Source organism: Streptomyces sp. CA-278952 (genome assembly GCF_028747205.1).
Taxonomy (GTDB): domain Bacteria; phylum Actinomycetota; class Actinomycetes; order Streptomycetales; family Streptomycetaceae; genus Streptomyces.
The window spans coordinates 4,893,879-4,912,632 of the sequence record NZ_CP112880.1; the positions used below are offsets into that span (position 1 = coordinate 4,893,879).

18 protein-coding genes and 1 riboswitch are annotated in these 18,754 nt (G+C 71.9%); of the genes, 16 read left to right on the forward strand and 2 right to left on the reverse strand.

All coding sequences use genetic code 11. The features are described 5' to 3' along the window. Positions 1 to 83: 83 nt before the first annotated feature. Positions 84 to 671: a TetR/AcrR family transcriptional regulator gene (locus tag N7925_RS22030; protein WP_274344916.1), complete on the reverse strand. Its 588-nt coding sequence runs from the start codon at positions 669 to 671 to the stop codon at positions 84 to 86. Positions 672 to 785: 114 nt separating this feature from the next. On the opposite strand from N7925_RS22030, the gene N7925_RS22035 reads away from it, so the two are divergent. Continuing rightward, a complete protein-coding gene (locus N7925_RS22035) occupies positions 786 to 1,655 on the forward strand; it encodes an SCO6745 family protein (protein ID WP_274344917.1) in 870 nt (289 codons plus the stop codon). A gap of 111 nt (positions 1,656 to 1,766) precedes the next feature. Beyond that, entirely contained in the window at positions 1,767 to 2,573 is an 807-nt protein-coding gene (locus N7925_RS22040; RefSeq protein WP_274344918.1) for an HNH endonuclease family protein, read from the forward strand. A 44-nt stretch (positions 2,574 to 2,617) separates the two neighbouring features. Here N7925_RS22040 and N7925_RS22045 read toward each other — a convergent pair whose 3' ends face one another. Continuing rightward, complete coding sequence (locus tag N7925_RS22045; protein ID WP_274344919.1) at positions 2,618 to 3,280, reverse strand: hypothetical protein; 663 nt, start codon at positions 3,278 to 3,280, stop codon at positions 2,618 to 2,620. 193 nt (positions 3,281 to 3,473) lie between these two features. On the opposite strand from N7925_RS22045, the gene N7925_RS22050 reads away from it, so the two are divergent. From N7925_RS22050 to N7925_RS22115, 14 genes are all read left to right on the forward strand, one after another. After that, positions 3,474 to 4,220: an N-acetyltransferase gene (locus tag N7925_RS22050; RefSeq protein ID WP_265601195.1), complete on the forward strand. Its 747-nt coding sequence runs from the start codon at positions 3,474 to 3,476 to the stop codon at positions 4,218 to 4,220. Between the two features lie 161 nt (positions 4,221 to 4,381). Further along, entirely contained in the window at positions 4,382 to 4,912 is a 531-nt protein-coding gene (locus tag N7925_RS22055; RefSeq protein ID WP_274346528.1) for an isochorismatase family protein, read from the forward strand. 123 nt (positions 4,913 to 5,035) lie between these two features. Next, complete coding sequence (locus N7925_RS22060; RefSeq protein WP_274344920.1) at positions 5,036 to 5,626, forward strand: hypothetical protein; 591 nt, start codon at positions 5,036 to 5,038, stop codon at positions 5,624 to 5,626. Continuing rightward, on the forward strand, positions 5,623 to 7,263 hold the full coding sequence (locus tag N7925_RS22065) for a serine/threonine-protein kinase (RefSeq protein WP_274344921.1): 1,641 nt from the start codon (positions 5,623 to 5,625) through the stop codon (positions 7,261 to 7,263). The genes N7925_RS22060 and N7925_RS22065 overlap by 4 nt, the downstream gene beginning before the upstream one ends. Before the next feature lie 198 nt (positions 7,264 to 7,461). Beyond that, a complete protein-coding gene (locus N7925_RS22070) occupies positions 7,462 to 8,118 on the forward strand; it encodes a SurA N-terminal domain-containing protein (protein ID WP_265601198.1) in 657 nt (218 codons plus the stop codon). Positions 8,119 to 8,209: 91 nt separating this feature from the next. After that, positions 8,210 to 9,271, forward strand: coding sequence for a nucleoside triphosphate pyrophosphohydrolase (locus tag N7925_RS22075; protein ID WP_274344922.1), 1,062 nt, complete (start codon positions 8,210 to 8,212; stop codon positions 9,269 to 9,271). After that, a complete protein-coding gene (locus N7925_RS22080; protein WP_274344923.1) occupies positions 9,268 to 10,611 on the forward strand; it encodes a cytochrome P450 family protein in 1,344 nt (447 codons plus the stop codon). The genes N7925_RS22075 and N7925_RS22080 overlap by 4 nt, the downstream gene beginning before the upstream one ends. A gap of 186 nt (positions 10,612 to 10,797) precedes the next feature. Further along, on the forward strand, positions 10,798 to 11,868 hold the full coding sequence (locus tag N7925_RS22085; RefSeq protein ID WP_274344924.1) for a transglycosylase family protein: 1,071 nt from the start codon (positions 10,798 to 10,800) through the stop codon (positions 11,866 to 11,868). A 289-nt stretch (positions 11,869 to 12,157) separates the two neighbouring features. Further along, a riboswitch (cyclic di-AMP (ydaO/yuaA leader) is annotated at positions 12,158 to 12,340 on the forward strand. Between the two features lie 5 nt (positions 12,341 to 12,345). After that, positions 12,346 to 13,050 carry a transglycosylase family protein gene (locus tag N7925_RS22090; RefSeq protein WP_265601202.1) on the forward strand — a complete coding sequence of 235 codons (705 nt, stop codon included), beginning with the start codon at positions 12,346 to 12,348 and terminating at the stop codon, positions 13,048 to 13,050. 319 nt (positions 13,051 to 13,369) lie between these two features. Beyond that, complete coding sequence (gene eno, locus N7925_RS22095) at positions 13,370 to 14,650, forward strand: phosphopyruvate hydratase (RefSeq protein ID WP_274344925.1); 1,281 nt, start codon at positions 13,370 to 13,372, stop codon at positions 14,648 to 14,650. Between the two features lie 93 nt (positions 14,651 to 14,743). Further along, positions 14,744 to 15,226: an FtsB family cell division protein gene (locus N7925_RS22100; protein WP_265601203.1), complete on the forward strand. Its 483-nt coding sequence runs from the start codon at positions 14,744 to 14,746 to the stop codon at positions 15,224 to 15,226. A 65-nt stretch (positions 15,227 to 15,291) separates the two neighbouring features. Continuing rightward, entirely contained in the window at positions 15,292 to 15,906 is a 615-nt protein-coding gene (locus N7925_RS22105; RefSeq protein ID WP_265601204.1) for a DUF501 domain-containing protein, read from the forward strand. After that, positions 15,903 to 16,844, forward strand: a complete 942-nt coding sequence (locus N7925_RS22110; RefSeq protein ID WP_274344926.1) for a Ppx/GppA phosphatase family protein — start codon at positions 15,903 to 15,905, stop codon at positions 16,842 to 16,844. Before N7925_RS22105 ends, N7925_RS22110 begins: the two co-directional genes overlap by 4 nt. Positions 16,845 to 17,287: 443 nt before the next feature. After that, complete coding sequence (locus tag N7925_RS22115) at positions 17,288 to 18,673, forward strand: NAD(P)/FAD-dependent oxidoreductase (protein WP_274344927.1); 1,386 nt, start codon at positions 17,288 to 17,290, stop codon at positions 18,671 to 18,673. Positions 18,674 to 18,754 lie beyond the last annotated feature (81 nt).

Genomic DNA, 18,754 nt, shown 5'->3' on the forward strand with positions numbered 1-18,754 from the left:
CGGGCTGCTTCCGGTCCCGGTGCGGGACCTCGTCCGTGGCTCAGGAGAAAACGCCCATGAGGGGCAGCCTAGGGGGGCCCGTGTCAGCTGTCGCGGCCTTTCTCCGGCGTGAAGATCAACGCCGTGAGTGACCGGAACGCCTCCTCCGGGTCCCGGCCCTCCATCGCGTCGGCCAGAGCGCCGCTGAGCAGCAGCGTCGCGAAGCCGTGGGCCAGGGACCACGCGGCCACCCCCGCGAGGCGGTCGTCCTCGCCCCGGCCGGTCGGCGGGAGGTCCGCCACGCCCGCGCGCAGGGCCTCGGTCGCCCGGGCGCGGGCGGCCAGGAGGTCCGGGGCGTCGGTGCGGTGCAGGTCCGGCTGGAACATCACCTGGAAGTGCGCGGGGTGCGTCGCCGCGAACCGTACGTACGCCACGCCCCGCTCCCGGAGGTCCGGGGCTGCGGCCAGTGCGTCGGCGAACAGGGCGTAGCCCTCGGCGGCCACGGCGGTCAGCAGGCCCGTGCGGTCCTTGAAGTGGTGCGCGGGAGCCGCGTGCGAGACGCCGGCCCGCCGGGCCAGGTCGCGCAGGCTCAGGGCGCCGGGGCCGTTCGTCGCGATGACGTTGAGGGCGGCGTCCAGGATCACGCGCCGCAGGTCGCCGTGGTGGTAGGTGCGCTCGCGCTCACTGTTCATGGCAGCACCCTACCCGGCATCTTGTCATTGACAAGTTTCAGCGGTGCGCGCATGCTGGGGGTCTGATCTAGTCATTGGCAAGATGTGTGACGCCTGTTCTGAAGGGTGGAGATCATGACCGGAGAACCGGCCCGTGTGCGGCAGATGTGGCACCTCCTGGAGCCCCTGCACGCCGTTCTGTACTACGCCCCCGAGGCCTTCGAGGAGGCCGCCGCCCTGGGGTACGACACCGAGGAGCGCTGGGCGAGCTATTTCGCCTGGCGGGCGGCTCCGCTGGGGGCGGTGGGTGCGGAGGAGGCGGTGCGGACGTTCCACAGCTTCGCCCCGGCCATGGTGGAGCGTTACGTTCCGGGCGGCTGGGCGACCGCCGCCCCCGAGGCCGTGCTCGCGGCCCGGCTGCGGGCCGTCGACCGGTCCTATCGGGCCCTGTTCGGGGACCGCGTGGAGGGACCGGAGTTCGCCGAGGCCGCCGCGCCGGCCCGCCGCGCGGCGGAGGCGGCGGGACCCGGGACTCCCGGCGGCCTCGGAGCCGCCAACTCCGCGCTGCCCTGGCCCGACGCCCCGCACCTGGTGCTCTGGCAGGCGGCGACCGTTCTGCGTGAACACCGGGGAGACGGGCACATCGCCGCCCTCGTCGAGGCCGGCCTCGACCCGGTCGAGTCGCTGGTCTCCTTCGCGGCGGTCGGCGCGGCGCCCCCCGAGGTGTTCGCGAGCCGGGAATGGGGCCCGGAGGAGTGGGGCGCGGCCCGGCGGCGGCTGCGGGAGCGCGGGCTGCTGGCTGCGGACGGCACGGCCACGGACGCGGGGCGCGAGCTGCGCGTAAAGGTGGAGCTGCGTACCGACGAAGAGGCCGCCGGGCCGTGGCGGGCGCTGGGGGAGCAGGGGCGCGAGCGGCTGGTGGAGCTGCTGGGGGAGCCCTGGCTGGAAGTCATCGGGTCGGGGATGCTGCCCGCCGAGAACACCCTGGGCATCGGGAAGGTGTGACCGGGCCGGGGAGCCCCGTGTGCTGAAGCGCCGTCATGGAAACCCCTCCGGCGGGGAAGGCGCCCATAGGATTCTCGGCGTTCGGCTCTCTCCCCGTCAGGACGGCTTCACGTGATAGCTCCCCGTACGCACCGCCGCCGTACGCACCGAGCGGCGGCCCTGCCCGCCATCGGCGCTCTCGTCGTGATCGCCCTGGCGGGCGGCTGCGGCCCCGACGGCCTCGCGGCCGGTGGCGGGGACAGCGCGAGCGGCGGGACCGACGGGGGCGCGCGGTCCGCCGAGGGCTTCGGCGCCGGTCCGCTGGACAACCCCGACGGTACGAAGCCGGGCCTGGCCCCCCTCACCACCGACGCGGACCGGGCCGCCGCCCGGAAGGTCATCGAGAAGGTGGCCACCAAGGGGCGCGGCCCGAAGACCGGCTACGAGCGGGAGAAGTTCGGCTACGCCTGGAAGGACGGGATCGACGGCATCCCGCTCGCCCGCAACGGCTGCGACACCCGCAACGACCTGCTCGCCCGGGACGGCAAGGACATCGAGCACAAGGCGGGATCCGACTGCGTGGTCATGTCGATGACCCTCCAGGACCCCTACACCGGCGAGAGCATCGACTGGCGGAAGCAGCGGGCCACCGAGGTGCAGATCGACCACGTCATGCCCCTGTCCTACAACTGGCAGATGGGCGCCGCCCGCTGGAACGAGGCGAAGCGCGAGCGGATCGCCAACGATCCGCTCAACCTCATCCCGGTGGACGGCCCGGCCAACAACGCCAAACGGGACTCCGGCCCCGCCTCCTGGCTGCCGCCGTACAAGCCGATCCGCTGCTCCTACGCCGTACGGTTCGCCCAGGTCTCGCTGAAGTACGAACTCCCGGTCACGCCCGCCGACAAGCGGACCATGCTCACCCAGTGCGGTGGCTGAGCGGCTACTGGGCGGCAGCCACCGCACCGGGGAGCGGGCGGGTCTCAGACCTTGCCGCCGCAGATGACGTCGTACGGCCGGCCCATCGCCATCATCAGCTGCATCGGCTCCGTGGTCGCCGCCGGGCACTCGGTCTTCTCCTTGACGAGGCCGAGGACCTTGAAGGCGTCCGCCCCGGCCGAGGCGCAGGCGATCTCCTTGGCCGTCGCCGAGATGCAGTCGCCCTCGACCAGCTGGCCGCCGCCGGCGCCCGCGTCGCCGGGGTGGTCGCCGGTCAGGTTGCGGCCGCAGACCGTGTTGGTCGGGATGCCGCCGCCCTTCTTGTCGTCGCCGGAGCCGAAGACCCGGGAGACCTGGATGATCAAGTCCGTTCCGGCCGGGCACTGGATCGCGTTGGGCAGGAAGCTCGCGTCCTCGATCTTCAGCGCCTTGAAGGTCGCGCCCGCCTCGTCGCAGTCGAAGGCGCGGTAGCCGTCCGGCTTGTTCTCCGGGTCGGGACCTCCGCAGTCACCGATCTCCCACGAGCCGCCCTTGCCGTCCGACGCGGACGAGGACGAGGGCGACTTGGAGTACTTGTTCGAGGACTCGTCACCGAAGATCTTGAACGCCCCGTAGCCCAGGCCGAGGATCACCGCGAGCACGACGACGCTCCGGAGGCACCCGGCGGCTCTCCGGGGGCGGGGCGGTGTGGTGGCGGGCTGGGTCATGGTTCTGCTCCTCGACGAGTGGCGCACCGGGTGCGAAGTCACGGGTGGGGACGCGGCATGAACACCTCATGGTTCCGGCTGGTTCCGGTCGGTTCCGGCCGGAACCAGCCGGTGGGCGCGCGCGGTGGGCGCGCGGTGGTTCCGAGCCGATATTCGCTGGTCGGAGGTGCTGCGGCTGTTTAGGGTCGCGCTTATGGAGCTGAACATCACCACCCTCGCCGAGCGCCCTGAGCTGGCCGACGCCCTGGACCGGATGCCGGACACCTGGCCGGAGTTCATGCTGGAGGACCTCGTCGGCTGGGCGAACTTCCCCCGGATCGCCGTCGAGTTCCCCCAGTACGTACTGGTCGCCACCGACCCCGAAGGCGCCGTGGTCGCGCGCGCGTTCAGCGTGCCCTTCCTGCTGGACACCCAGGGGCGTGGCGAACTGCCCGTCGGCGGCTGGGACCAGGCGCTGCTGTGGGCGTTCTCGGACCTGCGTCGCGGGAACACCCCCGACACGGTCAGCGCGATCGACATCACGGTCGCCACCGGCCAGCTGGGCAAGGGGATATCGGGCCGGATGCTCGCCGCGCTGCGCGACAACGCGCGGCGGCTCGGCTTCGGGCAGCTCGTCGCCCCGGTGCGGCCGAACGGCAAGCACCTGCGGTCCGGCCTGCCGATGGAGGAGTACGCCCGGCTGACCCGCCCCGAGGACGGGCTGCCCGAGGACCCCTGGCTGCGGGTCCACGCCCGGGCGGGCGGCAAGGTGGACTCGGTCGCCACGGTGTCGATGACGGTGAGTGGTTCGCTCGCGCAGTGGCGGGAGTGGACCGGGCTGCCGTTCGACACGGACGGTCCGGTGGAGGTCCCCGGGGCGCTCCTCCCGGTGCACTGCGCGCTCGCGCACGGTTACGCGGTCTACGTCGAGCCCAACGTCTGGGTGCGGCACCAGCTGTGATGCCCAGGCCGGAAGGTCCGGGCAGGGTGCCCACCACGAGACCGGCCCGTCCGGGCACGGCTCCCACCGGGGTACCCGCCCGTCCGGGCACGGCTCCCACCGCGATACCCGCCCGTCCGGGCACGGCTCCCGCGCACGTCCCCGCCCTCCTCGTCATCGACATGCAGAACGCCCTGGTGGCGATGGCGTACCGGGCGGCCGCCACCGTCGAGGCCATCGCCGGCCTCCAGGCGCGGGCCAGGGCCGCCGGCGCGCCGGTGATGTTCGCGCAGCAGGGGGACGACGAGCTGGAGCCCGGGACCGGGGGCTGGTGGATCGTGCCCGAACTGGCCCCCGCCCCCGGTGAGACGGTCGTGCCCAAGGCGGCCCCGGACAGCTTCCTCGACACGGAGCTGGACACGGTCCTGCGCGCCCGGGGGGCCACCGAGGTCGTCGTCACCGGGTTCGCCACCGAGATCTGCGTCGAGTCCACCGCCCGGCAGGCGCTGAGCCGGGGGTACGACGTGGTGCTCGTCGCGGACGGCCACACCACGTCCGTCCGGCCGGGCCCCGGCCCGTACGCCGCACCGGAGGCGTCCGTCGCGCACCACAACGAGATCTACCGCAACCTCCGCTTCCCCGGACGGCGGGTGCGCGTACTGCCGGCGGCCGAGGTGGACTTCACGGGCGGAGCCCCGGCACCGGCCGGGTGACCGGGGCTGCGGGGCCGCGGGCGGGGCGAAGCACAACGGTTGGGTACAACCCGGGGTCGGCCCGTCGGTGGAGGTGTATACGCTCACCCCACACGTCCGACATACGCGTCCCAGGAGCAGCACATGCACGGCTACGGCCCGACGCCGCAGCAGCAGACGACATCCCGGCCGTCCCCGGCGACGCTCACGGCGGTGCGCGTGATCCTCGTGACGGTGACCGTGCTGAGCTGCGGCCTGTTGGGCTGGGTGGCGATGCTGCGGCTCGCGATCGTCACCCGCAGGCCGCGGGACTGGTTCCTGCTCGCGGTCGTGATCGTCCTCAACGTCGCGCTGTTCGCCTTCATCATGGCCACACCGGACGACCCCGACGAGATGTCGGACGCGGCGGTGCTGTTGATGCTGCTCTGGATCGTCGTCCTGCTGGCCGGGGTGCTCACCTACTACCTGTACGTGGAGATCCGCCACTACGGCTCCCTCGGCTCCCCGCCCCCGTACAGCGCTCCCGGGCACCCCGCACCGCTCCTCCCGTACCAGCAACACCCCGCACGACAGCACCAGCACCAGAACCAGCACCCGCAGCCCAACCCGTACACCGTGCCGACCCCGCCGCCCACGCCCACCCCCGCACCCCAGCGCCTCGACCAGGTCCGCGCCGAGCTGGACGAGCTGAGCGACTACCTCCGCAAGGAGAACAGGGAGGGCGAGGGCCGGTGAGCGGGCGGATCATCGCCGACCGGTACGAACTGGCGACCATCCTCGGCCAGGGCGGCATGGGTCAGGTGTGGACGGCCTATGACCGGCGGCTGGACCGCCGCGTCGCCGTGAAGCTGCTCCGCCCCGACCGGGTCGCCGGGCCCACCGGCAGCGACGCCGCCGACGAACTGCGCCGCCGGTTCGTCCGCGAGTGCCGGGTCACCGCGCAGGTCGACCACCCCGGCCTGGTCACCGTCCACGACGCGGGCAGCGAGGACGACGACCTCTACCTCGTCATGCAGTACGTCGAGGGCGCCGACCTCGCCGACCATCTCGCCGAACGGAACCCGTACCCCTGGCCGTGGGCCGTCGCGGTCGCCGCCCAGCTCTGCGCTGTCCTCTGCGCGGTGCACGCGGTGCCGATCGTCCACCGCGACCTCAAGCCGCGGAACGTGATGGTCCGGCCCGACGGCACCGTCACCGTTCTCGACCTCGGCGTCGCCTCCGTCCTCGACACGGACACCACCCGCCTCACCCACACCGGTTCACCCATCGGCTCCCCGGCCTACATGGCCCCCGAGCAGGCGATGGGCGGGGCGGTCGGCCCGTACACCGACCTGTACGCCCTCGGGGTGCTCCTGCACGAACTCCTCAGCGGTGACGTGCCGTTCGCCGGTTCCACCGCGCTCGGCGTCCTGCACCGCCACCTCTACGAGTCCCCGCTGCCGGTCCGGAAGACCCGCCCCGAGGTCCCCGCCGCGCTGGAGGCCCTCGTGCTGCGGCTCCTCGCCAAGGACCCCCAGGACCGGCCCGCCTCCGCCCAGGAGGTGTACGAGGACCTCGCCCCGCTGCTGCCCAAGCACGGGACCCCCGCCGAGCCGCTCGACCCGACGCGCCCGTTCCTGCGCCCGCACGCCCCCTGGCCGGACCGGGCAGCCACCCCCGCCTCCGTGCCCGCACCGGCCACCTTCGCCGCGACGCCCCCCTCCCTCGGCGCCCCGCCGTCCTTCACCCCGCCCCCGGCCGCCGCCCCGGCCCCCGCGCGCCCCGCCCACCTGCCGCCGAGCACCCCGCCGCCGCCCGCCCGGCCGGACGTCGCGCGGGCCGTGGACGAGGTCAAGAAGCTGCTCGGTGAGGGCCGGATCACCCAGGCCGTGGACGTCCTCGGCGCCACGCTCCCGGCCGCCGCCGCCGAGCACGGCGAGCACTCACCGGTCGTCCGCATCCTGCGCAAGCAGTACGCCGCGACACTGATGGACGACGGGCAGTACCGCCGCGCCCTGCCCGAGCTGCGCCGCCTCGCCGAGGACCGTACCGCCGAAGCGGGCCAAGCCGACGCCCAGGCCCTCCAGTTCCGCTACGACGCCGCCCAGTGCCTCGAACAGCTCGGCGAGGCCGGGGCCGCCCTGGTCGAGTACCGCGCGATCCTCCCGTACTACGAGAACGCCTACGGGCCGATCGCCTCCGACCCCGGCCGCGCACTCGACATCCGGCACCGCATCGGGCAACTGCTCCTGGCGGTCGGCGACCACACCGCGGGCCGGGCACAGCTCCAGGCCCTGCTGTACGACGCCGAGCGCACCTACGGACCGCACCACCCGCTGCCGATGGACCTGCGCCGCCTCCTCAGCCACCAACGGGACGTCCGCGGAGGCTGACAGCGTCCCCCGTACCGCCCCCGCCGGAGCACCGTCCCGACCACTCTGCCGACCACTTCCCGGGCCCTCTTCCCGACCACATCCCCAACTCCTCCCGAATCGTTGGTCGAATCAGTGGCACCGGCCACCTCCACTGCCTAACATCGATCACCGCAAGGCTTTGTGCACTGATGCACAAACTCTCCCCGGGAGGCTCCTTTGCACCGCCGTCGTCGCACCGCGCTCGCCGTCCTCGCCGCGACACTCGTCGCCGCGCCCCTCCTTTCGGCCTGCGGCAACCAGTCCCACCCCGGCGCCGCGGCCGTCGTGGGCGGCGATCGGATCGAGGTGTCGACGGTCCAGGATCGGGCCGCGGACGTCCGCAGCGCCCAGGAAAGCTCCCCGGAGGCCGCCCAACTGGTGAACAAGTCGGGCCAGCTCAGCCGCGCGAAGCTGCACGGGCTGATCTTCGGCCGGATCCTCGACCGCGCCGCCGCGGATGCGGGCGTCACGGTCTCCCGCAAGGAGATCCAGGAGATGCGGAAGGCCAGCGGCGCCCAGCAGGGCGGCGAGGAGCGGTTCGAAGCGATGATGCTCCAGCAGCGCTGGGTCGCCCCGGACCAGATCGACGCCGACATGCGCCAGGAGGTCCAGCTCCCGAAGCTGGCCGAGGCGCTCGGCGCGGACCTCGGCACACCGGCCGGCCAACAGGTCGTCGGCGAGGCCCTCACCAAGGCGTCGAAGGCTCTCGACATCGACGTCAACCCGCGCTTCGGCACCTGGGACGACCAGAAGATGCAGCTCGGCAACTACAGCGCGCCCTGGATCACCCAGGTCACCGAGTTCGCGCCGAAGGACTCCCCGGCCGGCGCCTGAGCCGAAGGGCGCCCGAAGCGAAAGGCGCCTGAACCGGCGGGCGCCTGTACCGGCGGGCCGGCGACCCCGGGGCCGGGGGTAGGTTCGCAGAGTGAACGCCGAAGCCCCCGACGCCCCCGTCGAGACCCCCGCCGACCCCGGCCGCATCGTCCTGCTCACCGCCAGCCACCGGGTCGCGCCCGGCCTGCTGTCCTGGCCGGCCTGGCAGACGCTGCACGCCGCCGACCGGGTCCTCGTCCCCGGTCCGGACCACCCGCAGCTCCCCTACCTCCGTGAGGCGGGCGTAAGCGTCGAGCACGTTACGCCCTCCGCCGACGAACTGGTCGCCGACTGCGCGGGCGGCCGGACCGTCGTCGTCCTGGCCGGCGGCGAGGGCGACAGCCGCCTGACGGACGGCCTGGCCCGGCTCGGCGGCTCGGGCCGGGTGGCCATGCCGGACCTGGAACTGCTCCCCGGCTCCTACGACCTGCCCGGGGCCCGCCTGCTGGACCTGGTCCAGGTCATGGACCGGATCCGCCGCGAGTGCCCCTGGACCTCGCGGAAGACCCACCGGGGCCTCGCCAAGTACGCCATCGAGGAGGCGTACGAACTGGTCGAGGCGATCGAGGACGGCGACCGGGACGAACTGCGCGAGGAGCTCGGCGACGTCCTGCTCCAGGTCGTCTTCCACTCCAGGATCGCCGAGGAAGGCCGCCCGGAGGACGGGGCGGAGCCCTTCGCCATCGACGACGTCGCGGGCGGCCTCGTCGACAAGCTGATCCACCGCCACCCGCACGTCTTCGGCGACGAGAGCGCCGAGACCCCCGAGGACGTCCACGCGCACTGGCTGCGCACCAAGGCGATCGAGAAGCAGCGGACCTCGGTCACCGAAGGCGTCCCCCTGGGCCAGCCCGGCCTGGCCCTCGCCGCGAAGCTCGCGAGCCGCGTCCGTACGGCGGAGCTCGACGTCCCCCTCCCCACGGGCGACACCATCGGCTACGAACTCCTGGCCCTCGCCGTACGCGCCGAGGCGAACGGCGTCGACCCGGAGACCGCCCTGCGCGCCGCCGCCCGCGCCTACCGCGACGCGATCCTGGCGGCGGAGGGCGGGGCGGAGCACGCCGGGAAGCTGCGGGAAGACGTCGGTCCGCCGACCGATACCGTCAAGGAGTGAACGACAGCCCCGCCCCCCGCACCCCCGAGCCCTCCGCCTGCCCCCACAGCGCCGCCCCGAGCGAGGCCGTCCCGGCGGCCCCCGGCCCCGAACTCTTCACCTGGGAGTTCGCCACCGACCCCTACCCCGCCTACGCCTGGCTCCGCGAGCACCGCCCCGTGCACCGCACCGCGCTGCCCAGTGGGGTCGAGGCCTGGCTCGTGACCCGGTACGGGGACGCCAAGGAGGCGCTCGCCGACGCGCGGCTCTCCAAGAACCCGGCCAACCACGCCGAGTCGCCGCACGCCAAGGGGAAGACGGGGATCCCGGGGGAGCGCAAGGCGGAGCTGATGACGCATCTGCTCAATATCGACCCGCCGGACCACACCCGGCTGCGCCGGCTCGTGTCCAAGGCGTTCACCCCCCGCCGGGTCGCGGAGTTCGCGCCCCGCGTGCAGGAGCTGACGGACCGGCTCATCGACGACTTCGTGGAGAAGGGGAACGCCGATCTCATCCACGACTTCGCCTTCCCGCTCCCCATCTACGCCATCTGCGACCTGCTCGGCGTCCCCGAGGAGGACCAGGACGACTTCCGGGACTGGGCGGGCATGATGATCCGGCACGGCGGCGGGCCGCGCGGCGGGGTCGCCCGGTCGGTGAAGAAGATGCGCGGCTACCTCGCCGAACTCATCCACCGTAAAAGGGAGAACCCGGGCGACGACCTGATCTCCGGGCTGATCCGGGCCAGCGACCACGGCGAGCACCTCACGGAGAACGAGGCGGCCGCCATGGCGTTCATCCTCCTGTTCGCCGGGTTCGAGACGACGGTCAACCTCATCGGCAACGGGACCTACGCGCTCCTGCGCCACCCCGAGCAGCGCGCCCGGCTGGAGGCCTCCCTGGCGGCGGGGGAGCGCGACCTGCTGGCCACCGGGATCGAGGAGCTGCTCCGGTTCGACGGGCCCGTCGAGATGGCGACCTGGCGGTACGCCACCGAGGCGCTGACCCTGGGCGGCGAGGAGATCGCCGCCGGGGACCCCGTACTGGTGGTGCTGGCGGCGGCCGACCGCGACCCGGAGCGGTTCACGGATCCGGACACCCTGGACCTTGCGCGGCGTGACAATCAGCACCTCGGATACGGACACGGCATCCACTACTGCCTGGGAGCGCCGCTGGCCCGGCTGGAGGGGCAGACCGCGCTGACCACCCTGTTGAAACGCCTTCCCGACCTGCGACTTGCGGGAGAACCTGGCGATTTGCGCTGGCGTGGCGGGCTCATCATGCGTGGACTGCGCACCCTTCCGGTCGCGTTCGAGCCGGGTAGCCGATCCGAAAAAAGTGACACAGTGTCAACTCCGTGACTTTCACGTGATCTGGGCTGCATCGACTTGTGACACACGTTCGAGTCCCGCTAGGTTCACGGTTCGACGCGTCGGTCGCACCTTGCTCACGCGTCACTTGTGCTCCGAAGCAGCACGGAGTCCGGCACGGAATCCGCTGCGCGGCGCTCAGGTCACTCGCTTGTCAGTCGCACGGAAGGCATACTCATGGGCTCCGCGAACGGCAGACACCGCCGCCCTCGTCAGGCACCCGCCCTCATCGTCGCCGCGGGCGTGACGGGATCGGCCATCGCCATCCCCCTGCTCGGCGCCGGCGGTGCGCAGGCGGCCGAGGCCACCACCTGGGACCGGGTCGCCGAGTGCGAGAGCGGCGGCATGTGGAGCGCCGATCTCGGCAACGGCTACTACGGCGGGCTCCAGTTCTCGCAGGAGACCTGGTCGGCGTACGGAGGCGCGGCGTTCGCGCCCCGCGCCGACCTCGCCAGCCGCTCGCAGCAGATCTCCGTCGCCGAGAAGGTCCTGGGCGACCAGGGCCCGAAGGCGTGGCCCAGCTGTGCGGTGATCTCCGGTCTCGCGGTGGACGGCAGTCTGCCCGGCGTCGACCCGGGCACCTCGCCGTCCACGGACCCGTCGGCCGACCCGTCCGCCGATCCGTCGGCGGACCCTTCGGCCGACCCGGCCCCCACCCCGACCGACGAAGCGGACGCAACCGGTGAATACGGTGAATCACGTGAAACGGGCAAGGGTGAGAAGGGTGATGAGGCGGACAAGAGCGGTAGTGGTGGCGCGGAGAAGGGGAGCGGGACTCCCGACTCCTCGGTGACGCCCTCCGCCCCGCCCGCCTCCGACGCCCCCGACGCCTCGGACCCCTCCACCGCCCCCGACGCCTCGACGGGCGAGGGCGACGGCAAGGGAGGCAAGCACCGGGGCGCCCCCGCGCCCGAGGAGGCCGACGGGGGCCGGAAGGACGGCCCCCGTGATTCCGGCCGGCACGCATCGCGCGGCGAAGGCGACGCGCGGGACGGTGGCGCGGCGGCCGCCGACGGGTACACGGTGCGGCCCGGGGACAACCTCTGGGCGATCGCCGACGCCCAGGAGATCCCCGGCGGCTGGACCGGCCTGTACGAGACGAACAAGGACCTCCTGGGCTCCGACCCGGACCTGATCCTGCCCGGCCAGAACCTGGACCTGCGCCTGGACCGCGGTGCGGGCGAGGACGCGGACCCGGCCGCACCGGAGGGTGCCGAGACGTCCGCCGGGGCGCCCGCCGCCAACTGATCGAATTCGGGAAAACACCCCGAAAAGCGAGGCAGTTAAGAGACCTATGTCCACTTTTGCGTAAGTGAGACATGGGTCTCTTTGCTTCAACTGGCGTGATTCGTCCGGCCGGTCCGGGTGAATCGCCCCCCACCTGCGGAAACAGCCCGTCGGTCACGGCGAGTTCGGGTTGATTGCCCCCTATGTCCATCTTTGAATGTCGGGGTTGCCTGTGTTTACGGTCGGAACCGCTCGCACCGCGGGCCCCGTCGACCGTCACGCCGAATCCTGCCGTCGGTCGAAGGGAACAGACGCGTAAGCGCCGTAGGCAGGAGCGGGGGACCCAGGTAAGCCGCCGGGTCCGGACGCCTCGTCGAACCGACGGGGACGTACGGGACCGGCTAGGGGTGAAGTCGCGAGCAGCACCGCGCGACCGGGCAACTCATCAGCCCGAACCCGACAGCTCACCTCGTAGGCGTCGGTGAGGAGATTCCTTCCATGCTGCTGAACAGCAAGGGCAAGCACCGCCGCCCGTCCAAGGCCACCCGTATCGCCACCCTCGCGGGTGTCACCGGTGCCGCCATCGCCGTCCCGCTGATGGGCGCGACCAGCGCTTCCGCCGCCTCCGTCGAGACCTGGGACGCCGTCGCCCAGTGCGAGTCCGGCGGCAACTGGTCCATCAACACCGGCAACGGCTACTACGGCGGACTGCAGTTCTCGCAGTCCAGCTGGGCCGCCGCCGGCGGTACGCAGTACGCCTCCCGTGCCGACCTGGCCTCCAAGGACCAGCAGATCGCCGCCGCCGAGAAGCTTCTCGACCTGCAGGGCCCGGGCGCCTGGGCCTGCGCCGGCGCCGGCGGCCTCACCAACGACGGTGTGGACCCGGGCGTGAACACCGGCTCCGGCTCCGGCGAGAGCAAGCCCGAGCAGGCGCAGCCCGAGCGCCAGGCCGAGCAGCCCACCACGCGCTCCGAGCAGCGCGAGGCCCCCAAGGCCGAGAGCAAGAAGACCGTCACCACCCCGACCGGCGAGAAGGTCCAGAAGGGCGACGGCGAGTACAAGGTCAAGGCCGGCGACACCCTGAGCACCATCGCCCAGGCGGAAGACGTCAAGGGCGGCTGGAGCAAGCTCTTCAAGCTCAACGACGACATCGTCAAGGACGCGGACCTGATCTTCCCGGGTCAGCAGCTCCACCTGAAGTAACCGCCGTCTCTCCTCCCCGGAGGAGAAGCGTCCGGCGGCACTTCTCCTCGCACGGCTTCCCGGCCCGGCGCGCTCGTCCCCCAGCGCGCCGGGCCGGGTTCTTCGTGAGCGGCGGGCGCCGATGGCCCATGCGTTCACCTCTTGTTGTTACCACTCAGTAGATTTCTAGAGTTTTGTCCCGTGATGCAGGTCCTTGGGTCCTTTTTCGTCCCAGGAGGCGGGCGGTCGGCCGGTCGACGCGGCCGGGCCCGATAGGCTCGTGCCGCAAGGCCACAGTGACCCTGCACAACCAGTGTCAGATCCCAGAAGGAGATGCCTCGTGCCGTCCATCGACGTCGTCGTAGCCAGGGAAATCCTCGACTCCCGGGGCAACCCCACGGTCGAGGTCGAGGTTGGCCTCGACGACGGCAGCACGGGCCGTGCTGCCGTTCCGTCCGGTGCCTCCACCGGAGCGTTCGAGGCCGTCGAGCTTCGCGACGGTGACCCCAACCGCTACATGGGCAAGGGCGTCGAGAAGGCCGTCCTCGCCGTCATCGAGCAGATCGGCCCGGAGCTCGTCGGGTACGACGCCACCGAGCAGCGCCTCATCGACCAGGCGATGTTCGACCTCGACGCCACCGAGAACAAGGCCTCGCTCGGCGCGAACGCCATCCTCGGCGTCTCGCTCGCCGTCGCGCACGCCGCCTCCGAGGCGTCCGACCTGCCGCTCTTCCGCTACCTCGGCGGCCCGAACGCGCACCTGCTGCCCGTTCCGATGATGAACATCCTGAACGGCGGCTCGCACGCCGACTCCAACGTGGACGTCCAGGAGTTCATGATCGCCCCGATCGGCGCGGAGTCCTTCTCCGAGGCCCTGCGCTGGGGCGCGGAGGTCTACCACACGCTGAAGAAGGTCCTCAAGACCAAGGGCCTGTCCACCGGACTCGGCGACGAGGGCGGCTTCGCCCCGAACCTGGAGTCCAACCGCGCCGCCCTGGACCTCATCGTCGAGGCCATCAAGGAGGCCGGCTACGTCCCGGGCCGCGACATCGCGCTCGCGCTCGACGTCGCCGCGTCCGAGTTCTACAAGGACGGCGTCTACGAGTTCGAGGGCAAGTCCCGCTCGGCCGCCGAGATGACCGAGTACTACGAGGAGCTCGTCTCCGCGTACCCGCTGGTCTCCATCGAGGACCCGCTGTACGAGGACGACTGGGCCGGCTGGAAGGTCATCACCGACCGCATCGGCGCCAAGGTGCAGATCGTCGGCGACGACCTCTTCGTCACCAACCCCGAGCGGCTGGCCCGCGGCATCGAGGAGGGCTCCGCCAACGCCCTGCTCGTGAAGGTCAACCAGATCGGTTCGCTGACCGAGACCCTGGACGCCGTCGAGCTGGCCCAGCGCAACGGCTTCAAGTGCATGATGTCGCACCGCTCCGGCGAGACCGAGGACGTCACCATCGCCGACCTCGCCGTCGCCGTGAACTGCGGTCAGATCAAGACCGGCGCCCCGGCCCGCTCGGACCGCGTCGCCAAGTACAACCAGCTGCTGCGCATCGAGGAGATCCTCGACGACGCCGCGGTGTACGCGGGCCGTTCCGCCTTCCCGCGCTTCAAGGGCTGACCCGTAGCGTCAGGACGGTAGCCTCCGCCCGTCCCCGCACCCGGTCCCGTACCGTGTGCGGGGACGGACGTGTGTGATGGGGAGGCGGGAGACATGGCCGGGAAGGACCGCGACCGGTTCTCCACCGCGACCAGGCTGCGACTGCTCGGCGAGCAGACCGCGGCCCGCGTGTACCGATCCCAGAACCGCCGGCAGGCCCGCCGCTCCCGGCTCACCGGCCGGGCCGCGTTCCTGGCGCTGGTGGTCTGCTCCCTGGTGGTGGCGCTCGCCTATCCGATGCGGCAGTACGTCTCCCAGCGCGACGAGATCGCCGAGCAGGAGCGGCTCTCGCAGCAGGCGGAGCGGCGCACCGAGGAGCTGCGGGACGAGAAGGCGCGGCTCCAGGACGACGCGTACATCAAGCGGCTGGCCCGCCAGCACCTCCACTACGTCCTCCCCGGGGAGACCGGTTACACCGTGGCCGACCCCGACGCGGCCCGGGACCGCCGCGGCGAGTCGGGCGCGAGCGACCGGCCGTGGCACTCGAACCTCTGGGACGGCGTGGACAGCGCCGACCGGCCCGACGACCGCGACTGACACCGACCCCGTACGTCCCTCCGTACGTCCACCTCCACGAGCTTCCGAGCAGAACCAAGGCAGGCATGGAAACGCCCCCTCCGCAGACCGAGTCCACCAAGCCCACCGACGCGGACATCGCCGCGTTCGAGCAGCAGCTCGGCCGCCCGCCGCGCGGTCTGCGCGCCATCGCGCACCGCTGCCCGTGCGGCAACCCGGACGTGGTGGAGACCCAGCCCCGTCTGGAGGACGGCACGCCGTTCCCGACGACGTACTACCTGACCTGCCCCCGGGCGGCCTCGGCGATCGGCACGCTGGAGGCCAACGGGGTCATGAAGGAGATGACGGCCCGTCTGGAGACCGATCCGGAGCTGGCCGACGCCTACCGGGCCGCGCACGAGGACTACATCACCCGCCGCGACGCCATCGAGGTCCTGGAGGGCTTCCCGAGCGCGGGCGGCATGCCGGACCGGGTGAAGTGCCTGCACGTCCTGGTCGGCCACTCGCTGGCCGCCGGCCCCGGGGTGAACCCGCTGGGCGACGAGGCCATCGCGATGCTGCCCGAGTGGTGGGCCAAGGGCCCCTGCGTCACGCCGTGCGCGACGCCGGCCGAGGGCGACGGCTGGACGGTGGAGGAGGGCGACGGCGGCCACTTCGCCTTCCGCCCCCTGGACGGCACCGCCGACGGGAAGGACGCGTGACCCGGGTCGCCGCCGTCGACTGCGGCACGAACTCCATCCGGCTCCTCGTCGCCGACGTGGACCCCGCCACCGGCTCCTTCACCGAGCTGGACCGGCGCATGACGATCGTCCGCCTCGGCCAGGGCGTGGACAGGACCGGCCGGCTCGCCCCCGAGGCGCTGGAGCGGACGTTCGCCGCCTGCCGTGAGTACGCGGCTGCCATCGAGAAGCTGGGCGCTGCACGGATCCGCTTCGTCGCCACCTCCGCCTCCCGCGACGCCGAGAACAGCGCCGACTTCGTGGCCGGGGTCCGGGACATCCTCGGCGTCGAGCCCGAGGTGATCACCGGCGACCAGGAGGCGCAGCTCTCCTTCGACGGGGCCACCAAGGAGCTGGTGGGCGGCGACCGCCTGGAGAAGCCGTATCTGGTCGTCGACATCGGCGGCGGCTCCACCGAGTTCGTGCTCGGTTCGGACGGGGTGGAGGCGGCCCGGTCCGTGGACATCGGCTGCGTACGGATGACGGAGCGGCACCTGACCGTGGACGGGGCCGTCATGGACCCGCCCAGCCACGAGCGGGTCGCCGCGATCCGCGCGGACGTCGACGCCGCACTCGACCTCGCCGAGCAGGTTGTGGAGCTCAAGGGGGCCGGCACCCTCGTCGGACTGGCGGGCACCGTCACGACGATCGCCGGAATCGCGCTGGAGCTGCCGGAGTACGACTCCGCGGCCATCCACCACTCACGGGTCACCCGCGGCCAGGTCCGCGCGATCACCGAGCACCTGCTCCGCTCCACCCACGACGAGCGCGCCGCGATCCCCGTGATGCACCCGGGCCGGGTGGACGTGATCGGCGCGGGTGCGCTCGTCCTGCTCGCCGTGATGGAGCGGACGGGGGCCCACGAGGTCGTCGTCAGCGAGCACGACATCCTCGACGGGATCGCCTGGAGCGTCGCGTAGCCGGGCGGGCAGCGCTCCGGCTGCCCGCTCAATCGCATCGCCACCTGCACTGTTGAGCCCCTGGCCCGGCCTCTCCGGGCCGTCCGGGGGCCGTTCCGAGGACACGTCGCGGGAAACTTCGTGAACTTCTTCACAAGGAATGGGGCCCTGTTGGTCGCAGTTGGGGGCCATCAGGCCGGAACCGGTCGCCCCGGAGGGGGTGCGGAGGTGTCGCGTACGCGTTCCGGGAGCGTTGCGTCCGTATGAAGGGGAGGGGTGGTCCACCCGTCCCCAAGGGTCAAGGGCCAGCTCACAAGCGGTGAACAACGTTTCCCGCGGCGCCGTGGTTCCCTTTCGTGCCCATGACCTGGGTCACGTGGGCGGCGAAGTGTAGCAGAGGGTCGTCCAATCCTTGTGAAGGGGCTCACGAGCACCCCCCTGGGGAGGGGTGGATACTCGATGGCATGAGCACCACGGAGCGTCCCAGGATCCTCGTTGTAGGCGGTGGGTACGTAGGCCTGTACGCAGCTCGTCGCATTCTGAAGAAGATGCGATACGGAGAGGCGACCGTCACGGTCGTCGACCCGCGGTCGTACATGACGTACCAGCCCTTCCTCCCCGAAGCTGCTGCAGGCAGCATCTCGCCTCGGCATGTCGTCGTCCCGCTGCGACGCGTGCTGCCCAAGGCTGAGGTTCTCACCGGTCGTGTCACGACCATCGATCAGGACCGCAAGGTCGCCACGGTCGCGCCGCTCGTCGGCGAGGCCTACGAGCTGCCCTTCGACTACCTGGTCATCGCGATGGGCGCGGTCTCCCGTACCTTCCCGATCCCCGGCCTCGCCGAGCAGGGCATCGGTATGAAGGGCGTCGAGGAGGCCATCGGCCTGCGCAACCACGTCCTGGAGCAGTTGGACAAGGCTGACTCCACGACCGACGAGGAGGTCCGCCGCAAGGCGCTGACGTTCGTCTTCGTGGGCGGCGGCTTCGCCGGCGCGGAGACCATCGGCGAGGTCGAGGACATGGCCCGTGACGCGGCGAAGTACTACACCAACGTGAAGCGCGAGGACATGCGCTTCATCCTCGTCGACGCCGCCGACAAGATCCTTCCCGAGGTCGGCCCGAAGCTGGGCGCCTACGGCAAGGAGCACCTGGAGAGCCGCGGCGTGGAGATCTACCTCTCCACCTCGATGGACTCCTGCGTCGACGGCCGCGTGGTGCTGAAGAACGGCCTGGAGGTCGACTCCAGCACCATCGTGTGGACCGCCGGTGTGAAGCCGAACCCGGCGCTGGCGCGCTTCGGCCTGCCGCTCGGCCCCCGCGGCCACGTGGACACCTCGGAGAAGCTCCAGGTGCAGGGCACCGACTACATCTGGGCCGCGGGCGACAACGCCCAGGTGCCGGACATGGTCGGCCGCCGCGCCGGCAACCCGAACGCCTGGTGCCCGCCCAACGCCCAGCACGCGCTGCGTCAGGCGAAGGTCCTCGGCGACAACGTGATCTCCGGTATGCGGGGCTTCCCGCAGAAGGAGTACAGCCACGCCAACAAGGGTGCGGTCGCCGGTCTCGGCCTGCACAAGGGTGTCGCGATGATCGTCATGGGCAAGGTGAAGATCAAGCTCAAGGGCCGTCTCGCCTGGTACATGCACCGCGGCTACCACGGCATGGCCATGCCGACCTGGAACCGCAAGATCCGGGTCTTCGCCGACTGGACGCTGGCGATGTTCCTCAAGCGCGAGGTCGTCTCGCTCGGCGCCATGGAGACGCCGCGCGAGGAGTTCTACGAGGCCGCCAAGCCGGCCCCGGCTCCGGCCGCCGCCAAGTCCGAGGGCGAGAAGGCCAAGGCCTCCTGACCCCCCGGTGAAGCGCTCCGCGGGGAGCGCACCGTACGACGCCCGAAGGGGCCGTCCGCCATCCGTGGTGCGGACGGCCCC

Coding starts and splice junctions, on each gene's coding strand:
- N7925_RS22030 (WP_274344916.1), bottom strand. CDS start 671: ATGAACAGTGAGCGCGAGCGCACCTACCACCACGGCGACCTGCGGCGC.
- N7925_RS22035 (WP_274344917.1), top strand. CDS start 786: ATGACCGGAGAACCGGCCCGTGTGCGGCAGATGTGGCACCTCCTGGAG.
- N7925_RS22045 (WP_274344919.1), bottom strand. CDS start 3,280: ATGACCCAGCCCGCCACCACACCGCCCCGCCCCCGGAGAGCCGCCGGG.
- N7925_RS22050 (WP_265601195.1), top strand. CDS start 3,474: ATGGAGCTGAACATCACCACCCTCGCCGAGCGCCCTGAGCTGGCCGAC.
- N7925_RS22055 (WP_274346528.1), top strand. CDS start 4,382: ATGCAGAACGCCCTGGTGGCGATGGCGTACCGGGCGGCCGCCACCGTC.
- N7925_RS22060 (WP_274344920.1), top strand. CDS start 5,036: ATGCACGGCTACGGCCCGACGCCGCAGCAGCAGACGACATCCCGGCCG.
- N7925_RS22085 (WP_274344924.1), top strand. CDS start 10,798: ATGGGCTCCGCGAACGGCAGACACCGCCGCCCTCGTCAGGCACCCGCC.
- N7925_RS22090 (WP_265601202.1), top strand. CDS start 12,346: ATGCTGCTGAACAGCAAGGGCAAGCACCGCCGCCCGTCCAAGGCCACC.
- N7925_RS22100 (WP_265601203.1), top strand. CDS start 14,744: ATGGCCGGGAAGGACCGCGACCGGTTCTCCACCGCGACCAGGCTGCGA.
- N7925_RS22105 (WP_265601204.1), top strand. CDS start 15,292: ATGGAAACGCCCCCTCCGCAGACCGAGTCCACCAAGCCCACCGACGCG.
- N7925_RS22115 (WP_274344927.1), top strand. CDS start 17,288: ATGAGCACCACGGAGCGTCCCAGGATCCTCGTTGTAGGCGGTGGGTAC.